Source organism: Streptomyces sp. NPDC058457 (assembly GCF_042720695.1).
Classification (GTDB): domain Bacteria; phylum Actinomycetota; class Actinomycetes; order Streptomycetales; family Streptomycetaceae; genus Streptomyces.
Window position 1 is genome coordinate 149,007 of the sequence record NZ_JBHXLU010000006.1, and the last position, 14,876, is coordinate 163,882.

The 14,876-nt window shown below is 73.1% G+C and carries 14 protein-coding genes; 2 read left to right on the forward strand and 12 right to left on the reverse strand.

All coding sequences use genetic code 11. The features are described 5' to 3' along the window. Nucleotides 1-21: 21 nt before the first annotated feature. The gene (locus ACFWPS_RS07640; protein ID WP_383702106.1) at nucleotides 22-969 is read left to right on the forward strand and encodes a glycoside hydrolase family 26 protein; all 948 of its coding nucleotides are present in this window, start codon (nucleotides 22-24) and stop codon (nucleotides 967-969) included. Here the strand turns inward: ACFWPS_RS07640 and ACFWPS_RS07645 are convergent. The 8 genes from ACFWPS_RS07645 to ACFWPS_RS07680 are packed head-to-tail and all read right to left on the reverse strand — an operon-like array spanning nucleotide 966 to nucleotide 9,144. Next, nucleotides 966-2,351: an NADase-type glycan-binding domain-containing protein gene (locus ACFWPS_RS07645; RefSeq protein WP_383702108.1), complete on the reverse strand. Its 1,386-nt coding sequence runs from the start codon at nucleotides 2,349-2,351 to the stop codon at nucleotides 966-968. The genes ACFWPS_RS07640 and ACFWPS_RS07645 overlap by 4 nt on opposite strands. Then, the gene (locus ACFWPS_RS07650; protein WP_383702110.1) at nucleotides 2,348-2,908 is read right to left on the reverse strand and encodes a phage tail protein; all 561 of its coding nucleotides are present in this window, start codon (nucleotides 2,906-2,908) and stop codon (nucleotides 2,348-2,350) included. Before ACFWPS_RS07650 ends, ACFWPS_RS07645 begins: the two co-directional genes overlap by 4 nt. Before the next feature lie 28 nt (nucleotides 2,909-2,936). Continuing rightward, nucleotides 2,937-4,898 carry a putative baseplate assembly protein gene (locus ACFWPS_RS07655; protein WP_383702112.1) on the reverse strand — a complete coding sequence of 654 codons (1,962 nt, stop codon included), beginning with the start codon at nucleotides 4,896-4,898 and terminating at the stop codon, nucleotides 2,937-2,939. A gap of 5 nt (nucleotides 4,899-4,903) precedes the next feature. Next, on the reverse strand, nucleotides 4,904-5,347 hold the full coding sequence (locus ACFWPS_RS07660) for a GPW/gp25 family protein (protein ID WP_351738448.1): 444 nt from the start codon (nucleotides 5,345-5,347) through the stop codon (nucleotides 4,904-4,906). Nucleotides 5,348-5,387: 40 nt separating this feature from the next. Further along, complete coding sequence (locus tag ACFWPS_RS07665; protein ID WP_383702114.1) at nucleotides 5,388-7,295, reverse strand: VgrG-related protein; 1,908 nt, start codon at nucleotides 7,293-7,295, stop codon at nucleotides 5,388-5,390. Further along, nucleotides 7,295-8,017 carry a LysM peptidoglycan-binding domain-containing protein gene (locus ACFWPS_RS07670; RefSeq protein WP_383702116.1) on the reverse strand — a complete coding sequence of 241 codons (723 nt, stop codon included), beginning with the start codon at nucleotides 8,015-8,017 and terminating at the stop codon, nucleotides 7,295-7,297. Before ACFWPS_RS07670 ends, ACFWPS_RS07665 begins: the two co-directional genes overlap by 1 nt. A gap of 22 nt (nucleotides 8,018-8,039) precedes the next feature. Continuing rightward, nucleotides 8,040-8,462: a phage tail protein gene (locus ACFWPS_RS07675; RefSeq protein ID WP_089100302.1), complete on the reverse strand. Its 423-nt coding sequence runs from the start codon at nucleotides 8,460-8,462 to the stop codon at nucleotides 8,040-8,042. 52 nt (nucleotides 8,463-8,514) lie between these two features. Next, nucleotides 8,515-9,144 carry a hypothetical protein gene (locus ACFWPS_RS07680; RefSeq protein ID WP_383702118.1) on the reverse strand — a complete coding sequence of 210 codons (630 nt, stop codon included), beginning with the start codon at nucleotides 9,142-9,144 and terminating at the stop codon, nucleotides 8,515-8,517. A 937-nt stretch (nucleotides 9,145-10,081) separates the two neighbouring features. Here ACFWPS_RS07680 and ACFWPS_RS07685 point away from each other — a divergent pair. Next, on the forward strand, nucleotides 10,082-11,977 hold the full coding sequence (locus ACFWPS_RS07685; protein ID WP_383702120.1) for a hypothetical protein: 1,896 nt from the start codon (nucleotides 10,082-10,084) through the stop codon (nucleotides 11,975-11,977). Here ACFWPS_RS07685 and ACFWPS_RS07690 read toward each other — a convergent pair. From ACFWPS_RS07690 to ACFWPS_RS07705, 4 genes are all read right to left on the reverse strand, one after another. Then, nucleotides 11,914-12,084 carry a DUF6760 family protein gene (locus ACFWPS_RS07690; RefSeq protein WP_361297466.1) on the reverse strand — a complete coding sequence of 57 codons (171 nt, stop codon included), beginning with the start codon at nucleotides 12,082-12,084 and terminating at the stop codon, nucleotides 11,914-11,916. The genes ACFWPS_RS07685 and ACFWPS_RS07690 overlap by 64 nt on opposite strands. Next, a complete protein-coding gene (locus ACFWPS_RS07695) occupies nucleotides 12,081-12,551 on the reverse strand; it encodes a hypothetical protein (protein ID WP_383702122.1) in 471 nt (156 codons plus the stop codon). Before ACFWPS_RS07695 ends, ACFWPS_RS07690 begins: the two co-directional genes overlap by 4 nt. Continuing rightward, nucleotides 12,551-12,994: a phage tail protein gene (locus ACFWPS_RS07700; RefSeq protein ID WP_351494137.1), complete on the reverse strand. Its 444-nt coding sequence runs from the start codon at nucleotides 12,992-12,994 to the stop codon at nucleotides 12,551-12,553. The genes ACFWPS_RS07695 and ACFWPS_RS07700 overlap by 1 nt, the downstream gene beginning before the upstream one ends. Before the next feature lie 62 nt (nucleotides 12,995-13,056). Next, the gene (locus tag ACFWPS_RS07705) at nucleotides 13,057-14,640 is read right to left on the reverse strand and encodes a phage tail sheath subtilisin-like domain-containing protein (RefSeq protein ID WP_383702124.1); all 1,584 of its coding nucleotides are present in this window, start codon (nucleotides 14,638-14,640) and stop codon (nucleotides 13,057-13,059) included. Between the last annotated feature and the right edge of the window lie 236 nt (nucleotides 14,641-14,876).

Genomic DNA, 14,876 nt, shown 5'->3' on the forward strand with positions numbered 1-14,876 from the left:
GGAGCGGCCAGACTGCCTCCCATGGCACGTCTGAGGTTCCTGTGGGTCGCCGCGCTGGCCGCCCTCCTGCTGCAGCCCGTCTCCCGGCCGGAGACCCCGCGGCCCGCCGCGCCCGGGCCGTTCGGGGCGTACGTCGGGTACGGAGCGGACGGGGTGCGGCGGGTGGCGGCGCTCGGGAGCTGGCTGCGGGACGAACCCCGGGTCGGGCACACCTACCTGCCCGGGGACGTGTGGCGGAACATCGAGGGCGCCCCGGACTTCGTCCGGCTGTGGGCCCGGTGGCGGCGGGCCGAACCCGACCGGCTCCTCGTCCTCAACGTGCCGATGCTGGAACACACCGAGGCACACGTCCCGGACCCCGAGGTGCGCCGCCAGCTCCAGCTCGGGGCACGGGGGCTGTACGACGTCCACTTCCGCGCGCTGGCCCGCAGGCTGGTCGCGGTCGGCGCGCCGGACAGCGTCGTCGTGCTCGGCTGGGAGATGAACGGCGTCACGTACACACATCGCTGCGAACCCGACCCCGCCGCCTGGCGGGCCTACTGGCGGCGGATCGTGACGGCCATGCGGTCGGTGCCCGGCGCCCGGTTCCGGTTCGACTTCGCGCCCAACCGGGGACGGGACGCCATCCCCTGGACCGCGTGCTACCCGGGGGACGGGTTCGTGGACGTGGTGGGGATGGACGCGTACGACGCCCCGCGGGGGATGTCCTTCCAGGAGCAGCTCACCGAGCCGTACGGACTGCGGGCCCAGGCCGACTTCGCCCGGGCCCACGGCAAACCGGTCTCGTATCCCGAGTGGGGACTGTACGAGAACGGCGACGATCCCGCGTATCTGCGGGGCATGCTGGACTGGTTCGCGAGCAGCCGGCCGCTGTACCAGACGATCACCGACTACTGCCCGCACGGCGTGTGGAGCTGCCGGGGCAACCCCAGGTCCACGGCCGTCTACCGGTCCCTGATGAGGAGCTAGGAGTTCGCGCTGGACGGGCCGAAGAACTCGATCTCGGCGATGGCCACCTGGGTGCGGCCCGGCGCCCGGTACGACGACTCGATCGTGAAGCGGACGGAGACGACGTCCGCGGCCCGGAGGTCGCGGGTCTGGCCGCCGGCCGACTGGTCGAGGGTCACCTCGCGGGTCTCGGTCTTGCCGTCGGCGGTCTTGATGGTCGCCTTCAGACGGTGCGGCAGGGCCGAGTTCTTCAGCTCCTCGTTGTGGGTCGACTCGCCCGACGTGATGACGACGTTCAGAAGGCGGGTCGGCTCGTCGAAGTGCGCCTCGACCCACTCGCCCTCGCCGCCGCCGACGATGCCCGGGCCCCACCATGTGTTGTTCAGCTTGTCGAAGAGCAGGTCCGGCTTGTGGCCCGCGTACGAGCGGGAGGCGCGGTAGCTGTCCGGGGAGACCTGGGCGCGCTTGGCGAAGTGGTCGCGGGTGGCGCTGATCGCCTTCGGCGTGTTGACCGCCAGGACCGTGACTCCGGTGAGGACGACGGCGGCGACGATCCAGGTGAGGACACGGTCGAAGGCGCGGCGCAGGCGGGGGCGGTCGCCTGCCCACGGGGTCTCTCTGCGGCGGAAGTCGAAGATGCGGCGCCACCAGGGGCGGGGGGCCGAGGCGGCGGTGCCGGGGTGGCCGGCCATGGGCATGGCGCAGCGGGTGCAGAAGTGGCGGTCGGGGCGGTTGGGGGTGGCGCACCAGGGGCAGGGGGTGCCGCCGTGGGCGCCGAGGTCTTCGCCGGGGGCGCGGACGGAGGCGGGGCGTTGGGGGGTGGGGCGGCCGGGGAGGACGGGGGCGACGGGTTGGGGGGCCGGGGTGGGGGTGGGCTCACTCACCGGGATGAGGAGGAGGCGGGCCCTGTCCTGGTCGGGGGTGGATGCGGGTGCGGGTTGCGGGTCGGGGGTGGGGATCGGAGTGGTTTCGGCTGTGGGTGCAGTTGCGGTGAGTGGGGGCTGGTCGCGCTCACGCGGCGGTAGCCGCAAATCCGATTCAGCCCCGCGCCCCTGACGGGGCGCTGTCGTGGTCGCTGCTTCCAAGTCACCGCGCCCCTGAGGGGGCGCGGTCGTCGACGCTCCTTGCAGGTTCCCGTCGCCCGGAAGGGGCGCTGTCGTGGCCGCTGGTTCCAAGGAGGCTGTCCGTTGGGGGAGGCCCGTGGCGCCGTCTCTGCGGGTGAAGGCGTCCCAGGCGGGGGCGGCACCGGAGTCGGGGGCCGGGGTCGGGGCGGTGGCCGACGGCTGCTGTCGGGGCTCCTCGCTGTTGCCGGTCCAGCTCAGGACCGCGCCGCAGGCGTCGCAGAAGGACTGGCCCGGTTCGGCGACCGTGCCGCACTCCGTGCAGTTCCGGTTGGTCGTCATCGCTGCGGGGTCCTTTCGGCGGACGCGGTCACCTGGACCGTGTAGGGCATGTGAGCGGGGCGGGCGGCGGCCACGAGGTGTTCCAGGCGGACCTCGTCGGCCGGGGTGGGGGACGGGAGCGTGAGGTGGACGTGGAGGTGGGGGCGGGGGGCGCCGGGGAAGGGGCCCAGCGGGCGGGCGTTCCAGTCGGCGCCGCCGCTCTCCGTGATGTCCGGGGTCGCGCCGAAGGCCAGGCGGACCGTCTCGGACAGGCCGAGGCGGGTGCCCCGGATGCGGTGCAGGTAGGCGGCCGCCGCCACGGCCGCACGGAGCAGGGGTTCCGGTTCGGTGCCGTCCGTCTCGGCGCCGACCCAGGTGCCGAGCCACTCCGCGAAGTCCAGCGGGGCCAGGGCCGGGTCGAAGTAGCTGGGCAGGCAGTCGAGGACGTTCGGGATCGGGGCGATCACGTCGTCCAGGCCGGCGACGAAGCGCAGCGCCAGGTCGTCGTCGGCGAAGACCGCCGGGAGCATCGCGCCGATGGGGACGGAGGAGCCGAGGCCGTCGATGGAACCTCTCAACGGAGGCCTCCGGTCGGGTTGTTGCCGGTCATTCGCCGATCACCCTCACCCGGTGGTCGTAGGAGAAGACCAGGGACGGGGCGTCCAGGTCGATACGGTCGGTCGGGTCGCCGCGCTTGCCGGTGAGCGGGTCGGCGGGGTGGAGGACGACTTCGTCGACGAGTTCCACACCGGGGACGCGTTGCAGCACCGCGAAGACCTCGCCCGACTGCACCGGGCGCCCGAACCGCCAGCCCTTGCCGTCCGCGCCGCCGGTCAGCGGGTCCAGGTGGCGGTAGAGGGCTTCGTGGGCCTGGTGGCGGACCCGGTCGACGTCCACGCCGCGGAAGGCGTGGACGGTGGCGACGACCGTGACGCCCTGGTAGAAGGGCGGCCCGACCGCCAACCGGGTCCCGATCAGGCGGCGTTCGTCCAGATAGCGGGTGATGCGGTCGAGCAGGGCGTCGCCGGGGACGAGTTGCTCGAAGCGGAGCCGGCCGCCCGGGTCGGGGACCGCCTGGGGTACCACCAGGACCCGGACCGCGTACGAACCGTGCTCGCCCTCCTCGCCCTCCAGGCAGGTGATCCGGGCCGTCTCGGGGGCGGCACGGCGGGCCAGCTCCTCGTAGTCGCGCAGGGTCACCGCCCGCTCCTGGGCGCGCAGCGTGATCGGCGCGCGGACCTTCGCCTCGGCGACCGTCTCGCCGTCCACTCCGCCGCGCGCGGCCTCCCGGTTCACGACCTCCGCCACGTACGGGATGGAGGAGCGCAGGATCTGTACGGCCCCCCGGGCCACGTTGCCGTCCCGGCCGCCGCCCGTGCGGTAACGGCGGGCCCGGACGACCGCGCCCTTCGGGGCCACCGTGCCGTACTGGCGCAGCGAACCGTCCGGTTCGCGGACCGCGGGACCGAAGGCGATGTCACCGGTGGTCGCGTCCAGGGTGAGGTGCCGGTCGTACGGCCCGGAGGCCGCGAAGTGCGGGACGACCTGCCAGTCCACCCAGCCGCCCTCGCCGTCGTGCTCGGCGGTCTGCAGGAGCAGCGGCGGGGTGTCCCCGACGACGGGGGCGTGGGCGAGCCGCAGGCGCTGGCCGGGCAGGCCGGTGGACTCGCCGAGCGCCTCGTCCTCGACGGTCTCCGCGTGGACGGCGGCCGTGGTGCCGCCCACCGTGCAGGCCTCGACGAACCGGATCGTCGGAGAGGTGGTGTAGAAGGGCTGGTCGGCGTGCGGTTCGGTGACCCGGCAGCGCAGCCAGCTCGCCTCCAGGCCGCCGTTGCGGGACAGCACGTGACCGCCGGGGACGTGCAGCACGACCTCGCCGGGGCGGTTGAGGCCACCCGTGCCGTCCCGGTCGACCTCGCACTCCCGCCAGCCGTCCTCCGTCCACGCCTCCCACACCAGCGGGGGCTGCCGCGGGTCCACGCCGACACCGTCGACCCGGCTGTCCAGGTCCAGGGCGACCGCGCAGTGCGGGACGGCGGCGGAGAGGCCGAGCAGCATGCAGTCACCGGGGTTCGGGCTCTCGGTGAAGCACAACAGGTCCTTGCCCTCGGCGAGTTCATGGGTGAGGTCGACGACGGCCGCGCCGTGCTGCTGCCGCAGCAGGTGCCGCAACTCGCTCGGCACGATGGTCAGTTCGCGCTCGGTGCTGAAGACCACCGCCTCCTGCGTCTCGGTACGGCGGGTCGCCACCTCGGTGCCGACCGGCACCGGAACCGGTTCCTCCTGGGCCGCCGACAGCCAGAACGTCACGTCCGTACGGGCGGCGGACGGCGGGAACAGCGTGATGCCGACCAGGTCCAGGAAGGCGAGGTGGTTCTTCTCCGGGACCCGGTTGAGGCGGTACACGATCTGGTCGGCCATGTGCGCGACCGTCTCCACCAGCGTGATGCCGGGGTCGGAGACGTTGTGGTCGGTCCACTCCGGGGCGCGCTGCTGGATGTAACGCTTGGCGTCGTCGACGAACTGCTGGAAGCGCCGGTCGTCGAGGTTCGGGGAGGGCAGGGCCATCGGGATCAGCGGTCGCTTTCGGAGGAGTCCGGGGAGGCGGGGGGCAGGTCCGGCTCGTCGTGGGAGGGGATGACGTAGAAGGGGAACACCAGGCTGCGCGGGTTGTTGGTGCCGCGGATCGAGTAGCGGACGTCGATCATCAGCACGCTCGGGTCGGCGCCGGTGGTCACCTCGACGTCCTCGACCTCGATCCGGGGCTCCCAGCGGTCGAGGCTGGCGTACACCTCGTGCTGGATCCGGCCGGCGGTCTGCTCGTTGACCGGGGCGAAGACCAGGTCGTGGATGGCGCAGCCGAACTCCGGCCGCATCGGGCGTTCGCCCGGGGCGGTGGAGAGGATGAGGCGGATGGCCTCCTCCACCTCCTTCTCGCCGCTGACCAGGGCGATGCCGCCGGTGGGCCCGATCCGCAACGGGAACGACCAGCCGGAGCCGACGAACTGCTCTGCCATCAGCCCCGCACCCGCCCCTCGGGGAAGACCTGACGCCCGCTCACGGGATCACCATCACGGTCAGTCCGCCCATCGTCATCATGCCCAGGACCGGCACCTGGGGGGCCTGGATCCCCACGGTGGTAAGGGAGCTGATGGCGACGGCGGCGTTGCCGCGCAGCGACAGGGCGGCGTTCGCCATCACGCTCACGGCGGCGGCGTTCACGGAGACGGCGCCCGCGGGGGCCTTGATGTCGACGAGTTCCGCGCTCTGCAGGGACAGCGGTCCCCCGCTCCTGATGCTGAGCGCGCCGCCCGCCTTCAGGGACAGGTTGGCGCCGGCCTCGACCGACACCGACCTGCTGCCCTTGATGGAGACGCTGCCCTTGCTGTCCACGGTGATCTCGGTCTGCTGCCGGTCCAGGAAGACGGTGAGCTTGTCGTCGCCGCTGGCCAGCCGGACGCCCTGTTTGCGGCCCCGCTGGTCGAGCAGGTCCATGCGGTTGCCGACCCGGTCGGAGACGGTGTGCCGGGTGGCCCGGCCGCGCATGCCGTCGTGCAGCGGCACGTCCTTGACCCTGGTCGGCTTGTCCTTGCCGTTGTAGAGGCCGCCGATGACGTACGCGTGGTCGAGGGCGCCCCGGTCGAAGGCGACGAGCACCTCGTCGCCGACGTCCATCGGGAAGACCCCGCCGCCGCGGACCCCGCCCCACTGCACGGTCCGGGTCCAGTCGCTGACGTAGGTGTCGTCCAGCCACGGGAACTTGATCTTCACCCGCCCCTGCTGGAGCGGATCCTGTACGTCGGTGACGAGGGCCTGCGCCACGCTGAGCTGCCGGTCGCTGCCGGCGTCCCCGCCGCCGCCCGAGGCCACGCCGTACAGGGACCGCCACTGCCGGCCGCTGACCGTCACCCAGGTCTCGTAGTGCTTGGCGTCGCCGAAGACATGCCGTACCGAGGTGACCGTGTACTTCCCCTCGAAGGGGTCCCCGACGTCCGCGAGCGCCACCGGAACCCCGGGCCGCAGCTTGGGATTGCCCCGCACGACCACCTCCACCTCGGCGAACGTCGAGGTGACGTCGTCGGAGAGGGCGTCGGCCGCGTACTTCACCTCGGACTGCTTGTCGTACGGCGTGCGCGTCTCGACCAGCTTCGACGTCTTGAACTCGCCGGCCGCCGCGCCCGGGGTGGTGCCGATGCTGTAGCCGGTGTTGGCGGCGGGCGTCACGGTCGCCGTGAGCGCCTTCTTCGTCCGTACGTCCCAGCCGCGCGACTCGACCTTGTTCACCTGGTCGGAGGCGGTGACCGCGGTACGCAGCCGCAGGATGTCGTGCCCGGCCTCCAGCACGAACGGGCTCTTGTCGCCGTCGGTCTGCGGTGAGGGCGCCCCGGAGGCGCTCTTCTGCTTCACGAACTGGAACTTGCCGTCCGCGTCGACCGACATGACCATCTCGTTCTCGTCGGCGAGCCGGGCCAGGAAGTCCCAGTCGGTGACGTTCGACTGGCTGATGAACTCGTAGACGGTCCTGGTGGCCTGGATCCGCCCGATCGGCACCCCGTCCTGCGCGGCCAGCTTGCGGGCGATGTCGGAGGCGGTCTGGTTGCGGTAGGCGACCACGCGGCGCTGCCGCATCAGCCGGAACCCGTAGTCGTAGCCTCGGACCACGGCGTAGCTGCCGGTGCCGTCGTACTCGGCCTCCATCCCGGTGACCTCGCCGGTGAGCAGCGGGTCACCGGTGCCCTGCCCGTCGGAGACCGGTGTGATCACCACCGGGGTGCCGAACTGCACGCCCAGCTTGCCCAGCAGCTTGCGGGCCGGATCCCGGAAGGTCAGCTGGAAGGCGGCGGGCACCCCGACGCCCTGGTCCACGTGGGCGTCGACGAGATACCGCCCGTACTCCGAGGTGGCGGTCAGCTCCTTGCCGCCGATGACGACCTTGACGACGTTCGAGAAAGCATGCTTCACCATCAGGACCGCACCTCCTCGGCGGCCGGCAACACCAGTTCCGTCCCCGCGGGCAGCCACCCCGGGTCGTCGATCCCGTTGGCGTCCGCGATCGCCCGCCAGGCGGCCGCGTTGCCGTACTCCCGCCAGGCCAGCGACTGCAGCGAGTCCCCGGCGACGACCCGGTGCACGCGCTGCGCGGTGAGCGCGCCGGACGTCGGGTTCTGTCCCGCGGTCTTGCTCGGGATCTCGTGCAGCTGCAGCCGGCAGCTGGCCCGGATCGGCATCCCGCTGGTCCCGAAGAGGGAGTAGGAGACATCTGCGGAGGCGACGTACGCCGTGAAGTTGGCCGTCGAGAACGAGCCCCACTGGAAGACCACCCAGGGCGGCGACGGCTGCTTGGCGGCGATGCTCTTGCTGGTGACCTCGCAGCAGGCCAGCAGCGACTCCACCTTCTTCATCACGTCGTTGCTGTCCGGGTCGTCGGACCGGTCCAGGAAGATCTCCACGCTCATCTCACGCGGATGGGTGCCGAGGAACTCCGGCAGCGCGCCGTCCCGTTCGATCGGCGCCGACGACGACTTCCAGTCCGCCCGGCGGGCGATCGACAGCTGCGCCGGGTTGAACTCGAAGCCGAACGTCTTGATGATGCCGCCCGGGCTGGTGCTGGTGCCCACGGGCGGCTCGTGAATCGCGAGGGTGGCCCGCACGAGGCTCTTGCCGGCGCCCCGGCTGCTCCTGGCCATGATCTCTCCGTCTGCCTCTCCGTCAGTCCGTGAATCCGTGGTGGGCGATCTCCAGGACCTCCGTGGCCACGGACGGACTGCCCGCGTCCAGGGAGGGCCCCTGCCAGCTCACCGGCAGCACGTCCAGGAGCCCCCACCGGGCCACCTCCGAGCCGTCCGCGCGCAGCGCCGTGATCTGTCCGGTGGGCCGCTCGATCCCCGTCTGCACGGACGAGATCCACTTCGCGACCTTCGAGGTGTCCGGGGTGAGCGGGCGGGTCAGCCGGATGTGGGAGAAGGTGACCCGAGTCGGCAGCTGCCACACGAACCCGTTGTTGCCGCCTTCCTGCCGCTGCTCGATCTCCACCTGCGACGACAGTCCCTCGCACCCGTTGAAGTAACCGAGGTCCTCGCCGTCGATGGAGAGGCTGAACCAGACTGTGGTTCCGGGGTCCTGGCGATCCATCGGGGGCCTTTCTGTGGGGTCGGTGCGTCGCGGTCGTCGTGATCAGTCGCCATCAGGAGCGGAAGTCGCGGAGCTTGCCCACGCGTTCGCGGTCGCGGCGGAGTTCGGTGCGGACGTGGCGGGTGATCCGGTCGATGATCCGGTGGACGAGGGCGTCCACCTGGAACTCGGTGAGCGCACGGGGGTCGAAACCGCCGCCCTCGATCGCCGTGTAGCCGGGTGGCGGATCGTCGGCGGACGAGGCGGAGGCGGAGTACCCGGGTGGCGGCGGGTCGTTGGAGGGCGGTGGCTGCCTGGCCGTCCGGGCCCGAGGGGCCTCGGCGCGCGTGGTGTGGGTGGTGCTGGAGACCGGCGCCTTCTTCAGGGAGGTCGTGGGGCGGTCCACGGGGAGCGCGGTGGTGAGCGGGGCCCGCTGGACGACGAGGGGGGCGACGGGGAGCGGGGTGGTGGCGGAGATCGGGGTGGTGGAGCGCAGGGGGACGGGCTGGGCGGGCGTGGGGGCGGGGGTGGTGGTCGGCTTGACCGGCAGGGCGGCATGGGGAGCCGCGGCTCGCTGCACGAAGAGGGGCAGGGGGGCCGCCGGTCCGGTGGGCGGCGGGGTGGTCGCAGGGAAGGGCTGCTGGGCCCGGCGCTGCACGGCCGCCGGGGGGCCGCCGAGGCCGGGTACGGTGCCCCGCTGCACGGAGGGGGGAAGCGGTGAGGCGGTCGCCGAAGGGCCCGCCGCGGCAGGGCCGGGAAGAGCGGGTGGCGGCGTCGGTGCGGGGCCGGTGGGCGCCGGCTGGGCGGGCTCGGCCGTCGTCTTCGTCGTCGTCGGCAGGCTCGGTGCCGCGGCCCGCTGTACCGGCAGGGGCGGCGCTGCCCCGGAAGAACCCGCCGACGAACCACTCGACGAATCGCTCGCCGCCCGCCGCCGCTGCACGGACGGCACAGCTGCCTGGCGGCCGACAGACCTCACGGCAGCCGCGCTCGCGGCAGGGCCCGTGAAGGGGGCGCCGAGGCCGAGGCGGGGTGAACCGGGAGTGGTCGCACCGGCACGCTGTACGGAAGCGGAAGCGGAAGCGGGCACCGGCGTCGGCATCGGCGTCGGCGCGGGCGCGTGCCGGGCCTCCGTGGCCGGGCCGGAGGACGACGGGACGGGTCCCCGCTCGCGCGGATCTGCCGACGTCTGCGCATCCGGCGCCACTGCTCCCGGCACGGCGGCGGAGGCAGCCTGCGGGCCCTCCGCCGTCCGCCGCTGTACGGACACCTCACGGCCACCGCTCCCGACCGCGCGCGACAGCGGGGCACCGAGGCCGGGGCGCGAGGTGTCCGGGGACGTCGCGGCACGCTGAACGGGAGCCGACGCGGGAGCGGGAGCAGGAGCGGGCGTGGCAGCCGCCGTCGAGGTGCCGGCCGCGGCGTCCCGGCGGGGCTCACCCGGTGTCACGAGCATGGCAGCCGACGCGGTTCCCGGCTCCGCCGGACGGGGCGCTTCCCGTACGGCATCCGCGGCACCCGCGCTCTCCGCGGCCCTTCGCTGCACGACGGCCTCAGGGCCACCGCTCGCGGCCCGGGATGCCGATGGTCGCGCGCCCTGCGGGACGGCCGAGGCGCGGGGGACAGGGGGTGTGGCTCGCGACGTGGGCGAAGAAGCAGTGCCGGTGGCGTCGGTGGCCGCCGCGCCGGTCGTGGGCGCCGCTGCCGAACTCGTCGCCGTACGACCGCTTTCCGGCGACGGCGGAGTGTGCCGGGCGGCCGGGTGGTCCGTGCCGGTGCGGCGCTGCACGGAGGGCGTCGCGGGGCTGCTGGTCGCGGTCGGAGAGACCGGGGCGGGGCCGCCGCTCACCGTCCGCCGCTGCACAGGGGTCTGCGCCCCGGCGCCGGGCATGCCGGAAGGCCCGCCGCCGCTCGGGGGCGCGGAAGGGACAGAAGGAGGTGCCGTCGTAGGAGACGCGGGGGCCGTACGAGCCGTAGCCCCGGGCAAGCCGGGTGCCGAGGCCGTACCGCCACCGCCACCACCGCCACCGCCACCGCCACCGCCACCGCCACCGGAGGAACCCCTGGCCGGAGCCGGATCTGCCGTGCTCGGCCGGGCCGTTGCCGGTCCGCCGCCGGACGCGGAGCGCTGTACGACGGCAGGTGCCGGCGCCCGTCCGGGAGCAGCACCCCGAGGAGCGCGCGGAGTCCCGCCGGAGGAGGTACGGCCGTCAGCGCCATCACGCGGCCGCGACCAGCCCCCGCTCACCCGCACCGGATCCGCGCCGCCGCTCTCGACCGCCCGCTGTACGACCCCGTCCACCGCCCTCTCGTCGCCTGCTCGGTCACCCTCGGGCGGCGCCGGCACCGTGCCCTCGGCGACCATCGCCCTCGGCGCCGACGGCAACGTACGCCGCTGCACAGCCGTCACCGACGTGCTCGCCGGCGCCCGCGTCAGCGCGCTGCGGCGCGGCGGGACGGGAGGGGCAGGCGCAACGCGCGGACCGGTGGCGGGCGCCGGCACGACCGGAGTCGGCTGCGGCGCCCACGCCACCGGCACAGGCACGGGCACCGCCACCGGCACCGGCACCGAGGCAGCGGCTGTCGGCGTGACCGACCGCTGGACGGCAGGCGTCGCCCGCCGCCCCGCCCCTTCCACGGAGGGCGCCGGTCCCCCGGCCGGGACGCTCGACGGAGCCGACGGGAGCGCCGGGCCCGGCGCGCTCTTCCCGTTCCGTGCCGCTCCCGCCGTCACCCCCGGCGTCCGGGCAGCCGCACCACCACCGCGCCGTCCTGCCAAAGGCAACCGCTGCACCGCGGGCACCGCCGAACCGGCCGCACCCGCCGATCCGCCCGGTCCCACCGACCCGGCAGACCCCGCAGACCCGGCCGCCGACCCCACCGATCCGGCCGATCCCACAGACCCAGCAGCGCCCGCAGACCCGGCCGATCCCACGGACCCGGCAGCCCCCGCGGCTCTTGCGGCCCCCGCAGACCCCGCCGAACCGCCCCCGACCGCCCGCAACGGCACCACCGGCACCGAGGCCCGCCGGCCTGCCGTCCGCCCCGGCTGCCCCGCCGCTCCCGTCGGTCCCGTCAGCCCCGCCAACGGCAGTGCCTGCACCGGACGTTCGAGGCCGGACCTGGCTCCGGCCCCCGCTCCGGGCGTTCCCGCGAGGCCGCCGCCGGCCAGGCGGGCGCTGGACTCGCCGTCCAGGACGGCGTGCGAGCGCGTGTCCGTGAACGACGGGTTCTGCCAGGTCGGCAACCGGCCGCCGAACCCGGTGTCCGCGACCGGCCCGCCCGTCCCCAGCGCACGCTGGATCGGCGGCAGCCCGGACCAGGCCGCCGCCACCACGGGACGCGACGCCTCCACGGGACGACTCGACGCCTCCGCGGGACGCGCCGCCTCCGCGGGAACCTCAGGCCCGTTCCCGGAGTCGTCGGCCTCGGGCCCCCGTCCGCGCCCCCGCATCCGATCCCACAGCCCCACCCGTCAGCCCTCCGCCCCTGCGGCGGCCGTCGCCCTGGTCACCAGGGACGCGATCTCGGCCGTGTAGCGACGGCGGTCGGCGTGCTCCAGGTCCAGGATGTCCTCCAGGTTCCAGTGGAAGTGGTAGGCGACGTACGCGATCTCCTCGTGCAGCCGGTCGGTCGCGTACGTCACGATTCCCCCAGGCGGCTCCCGCCGAGTTCCACTTCGAAGGGCTCGGAGCAGTGCGGGCAGTTGACCGCGGCCCGGGTGTGGCCCTCCGCGTTGATCTGGCGGTAGAAGTCCTGCAGGAACGCCAGGTCGGAGGCGAACATGTTCTCCACGATCCCGTCGTGGACGAGGGCGAGCGTGCCGAGGCGGGTGATGACCCGGCCCAGCAGGACCACCGACAGGAACGCCGGGTTCTCCTGGACGCGGACGTCCCGGAGGGGGATCAGCTCGTCCCGCGCCGTCGACAGGCGCATCACGCCGTCGCGGTGGACGGTGCCCTGCTCGTCGACGTACCCGCGCGGGAGCTGGAACGGGAACTCCGTGCGCAGCACCTCGACGGGCGTCTGAGGTTGCTGGGGGGCCTGGGGCGCCGGCTCCTCCGGTGCGAGCGGCGCCCCCACTCCCTGGGCCCTGACAGCCGAACGCCTCATTACTCGATGACCAGTTCTTCGAACGTGATGGTCACCGACTCGGTCAGCGCGGACGCCTCGCCCGCCTTCACCGTGCTGGTGTCGATCTTGCTGCACCAGGCGTTGCGCAGGTTGTAGCGCTTCACCGGGTTGTTCTCGAAGTCCATCATGATGATGGAGGCGTTCTTGCGGGCCGTGGCCATCTGGCCGTTGATCGACTCGTTGATCCACTGGGTGAACGACGAGGACTGGGTCATGCCGCGGACGACCGTGCAGGTGCCGTTCTTCTTCACGCCCGGCAGGTTGCGGACGTGGTTCTTCCCGTCCGGCGTGTTCTGCTGGTAGGTGATGACGTCCTGCTCCATCGTCATGCCGCTGACCTCGGCGAGGTACTCGACCATCACGCCGTCGATCTGCAGGCCGAAATTGTGTGATGTGAGGGCGTCACCCGGCTGGAGACTCATGTGTTACTGCCCGTTCTTCTCAAGGTGCCGTGACATCAAGGGGGTTGGGGACCGAGGGCCCGTTATTCCTGCAACTCGCCGCTGCCGCTGCTGAACTGGGCCAGCCGGAAGATCACGAACTCGGCGGGCTTGACCGGGGCGATGCCGATCTCGCAGATCACGCGGCCGACGTCGACCGACTCCGGCGGGTTGGTCTCCTCGTCGCACTTGACGTAGTACGCCTCCTCGGGCCGCTGCCCGAACAGGGCGCCGCTGCGCCACTCGTTGACCAGGAAGGCGGAGATGTTGCGCCGGATACGGGCCCAGAGGTTGTGGTCGTTGGGCTCGAAGACCACCCACTGGGTGCCGATCAGGATCGACTCCTCCAGGTAGTTGAAGTACCGGCGGATGTTGAGGTAGCGCCAGGCCGGGTCGGAGGAGAGGGTGCGGGCGCCCCAGATGCGGATGCCGCGGCCGGGGAACGCCCGGATGCAGTTCACGCCGATGGGGTTCAGCAGGTCCTGTTCACCGCGGGTGATCTGGAGCTCCAGGTCCACGGCTCCGCGGATGACCTCGTTCGCGGGGGCCTTGTGGACGCCGCGCTCGGCGTCGTTGCGGGCCCAGACGCCGGCCACGTGGCCGGACGGCGGGATCAGCCGGGACTGGCCGGACGACGGGTCGAAGGTCTTGATCCAGGGGTAGTACAGGGCCGCGTACTTGGAGTCGTAGCCGGCCGTCTCCTGGCGCCAGACCCGGATCTGGCGGGCGTTGAGGCTGGGCGGCGGGTCGATGACCGCGACCCGGTCGCCCATCAGCTCGCAGTGCGCGATCAGGCCGAGCTGGACGGCCTTGACCTGCTCCAGGTCGATCGCGCCGCGCTGGTAGGCGGCCATCAGGTCGGGGACCGCGACCATGGAGATCTCGTCGACGGCCTCCAGGCCGCCGAAGCCGGTGCGATCGGCCGAGTCGCCGAGGTAGTCGGCGGGCCCGGGGTGGGAGCCGGCGTCCGCGACGGGGGACGCGGACGCCGGCGTCTGGGCGGGGGCCGCGAGGGCCACCGTCTGGTTCTCCGGACGGGCCAGCTGCGCGGCGGGCGCGGCCTCGGTCACGGTGATGAGCCTGGAGCGCTCCTTGACCTGCGTGACGACGTAGTTGCGGCCGCCCTTCTTCGCGGTCACGTCGAAGGTCTCGGCGGTCTTGCCGCCGTCCTTGACGACCAGCTTGAAGCGTTCGGCGGGGCCCTCGCCCTCCGGGTCGGCGACCTCGACGCTCAGGTCGCCGGAGGCGATGGCGCTGACAATGAAGGTGCCGAGCGGCTTGGCCTCGCCGGGCGGCAGCGCGGCCTGGGCGGCGGAACCCCGCAGGGCGGCGGGGGACTTGGCCTCGCCCCCGGCGCCCTCCGCGGTGCCGCCGACGCGGACGACGTACGCCGCCGAGCCGCCGTTGTTGAAGAAGCCGTAGACGGAGTGCGCGAGGAAGTAACCGTCGGTGAACTCACCGAAGGACGCGACGTACTGCGTCCAGTTGGTCACGAGCGTCGGCTCGTTCAGCGGACCGGTCGGGGCCAGGCCCACGAAGGCCGCCACCGACGTGCCCACCCCCTCGATGGGGCGCGAGCCGCTGGCCACCTCCTCGACGTAGACGCCGGGCGACAGGTAGGACGGCATGCTCTGCTCTCCTCGGGGTACGAGACAGGAACGCTTCCCACCCTCACGCGCGAGCGTGTCCGCCGAAACGGCCACCGGTGCCCGGGCCCGGGCACATCTGTTGCCCCCAAGGGCAGCCCTGGGGGGCAGCCGTTCGCCGTATGCCGCTGGTCACCGGGTCGAGAAGGTCTCAACTCCCCTTCGTTAACCGTTGCGTTCAGTGACCTTCCCCTTGTGGACCCTTCCTGTTCAGGCGT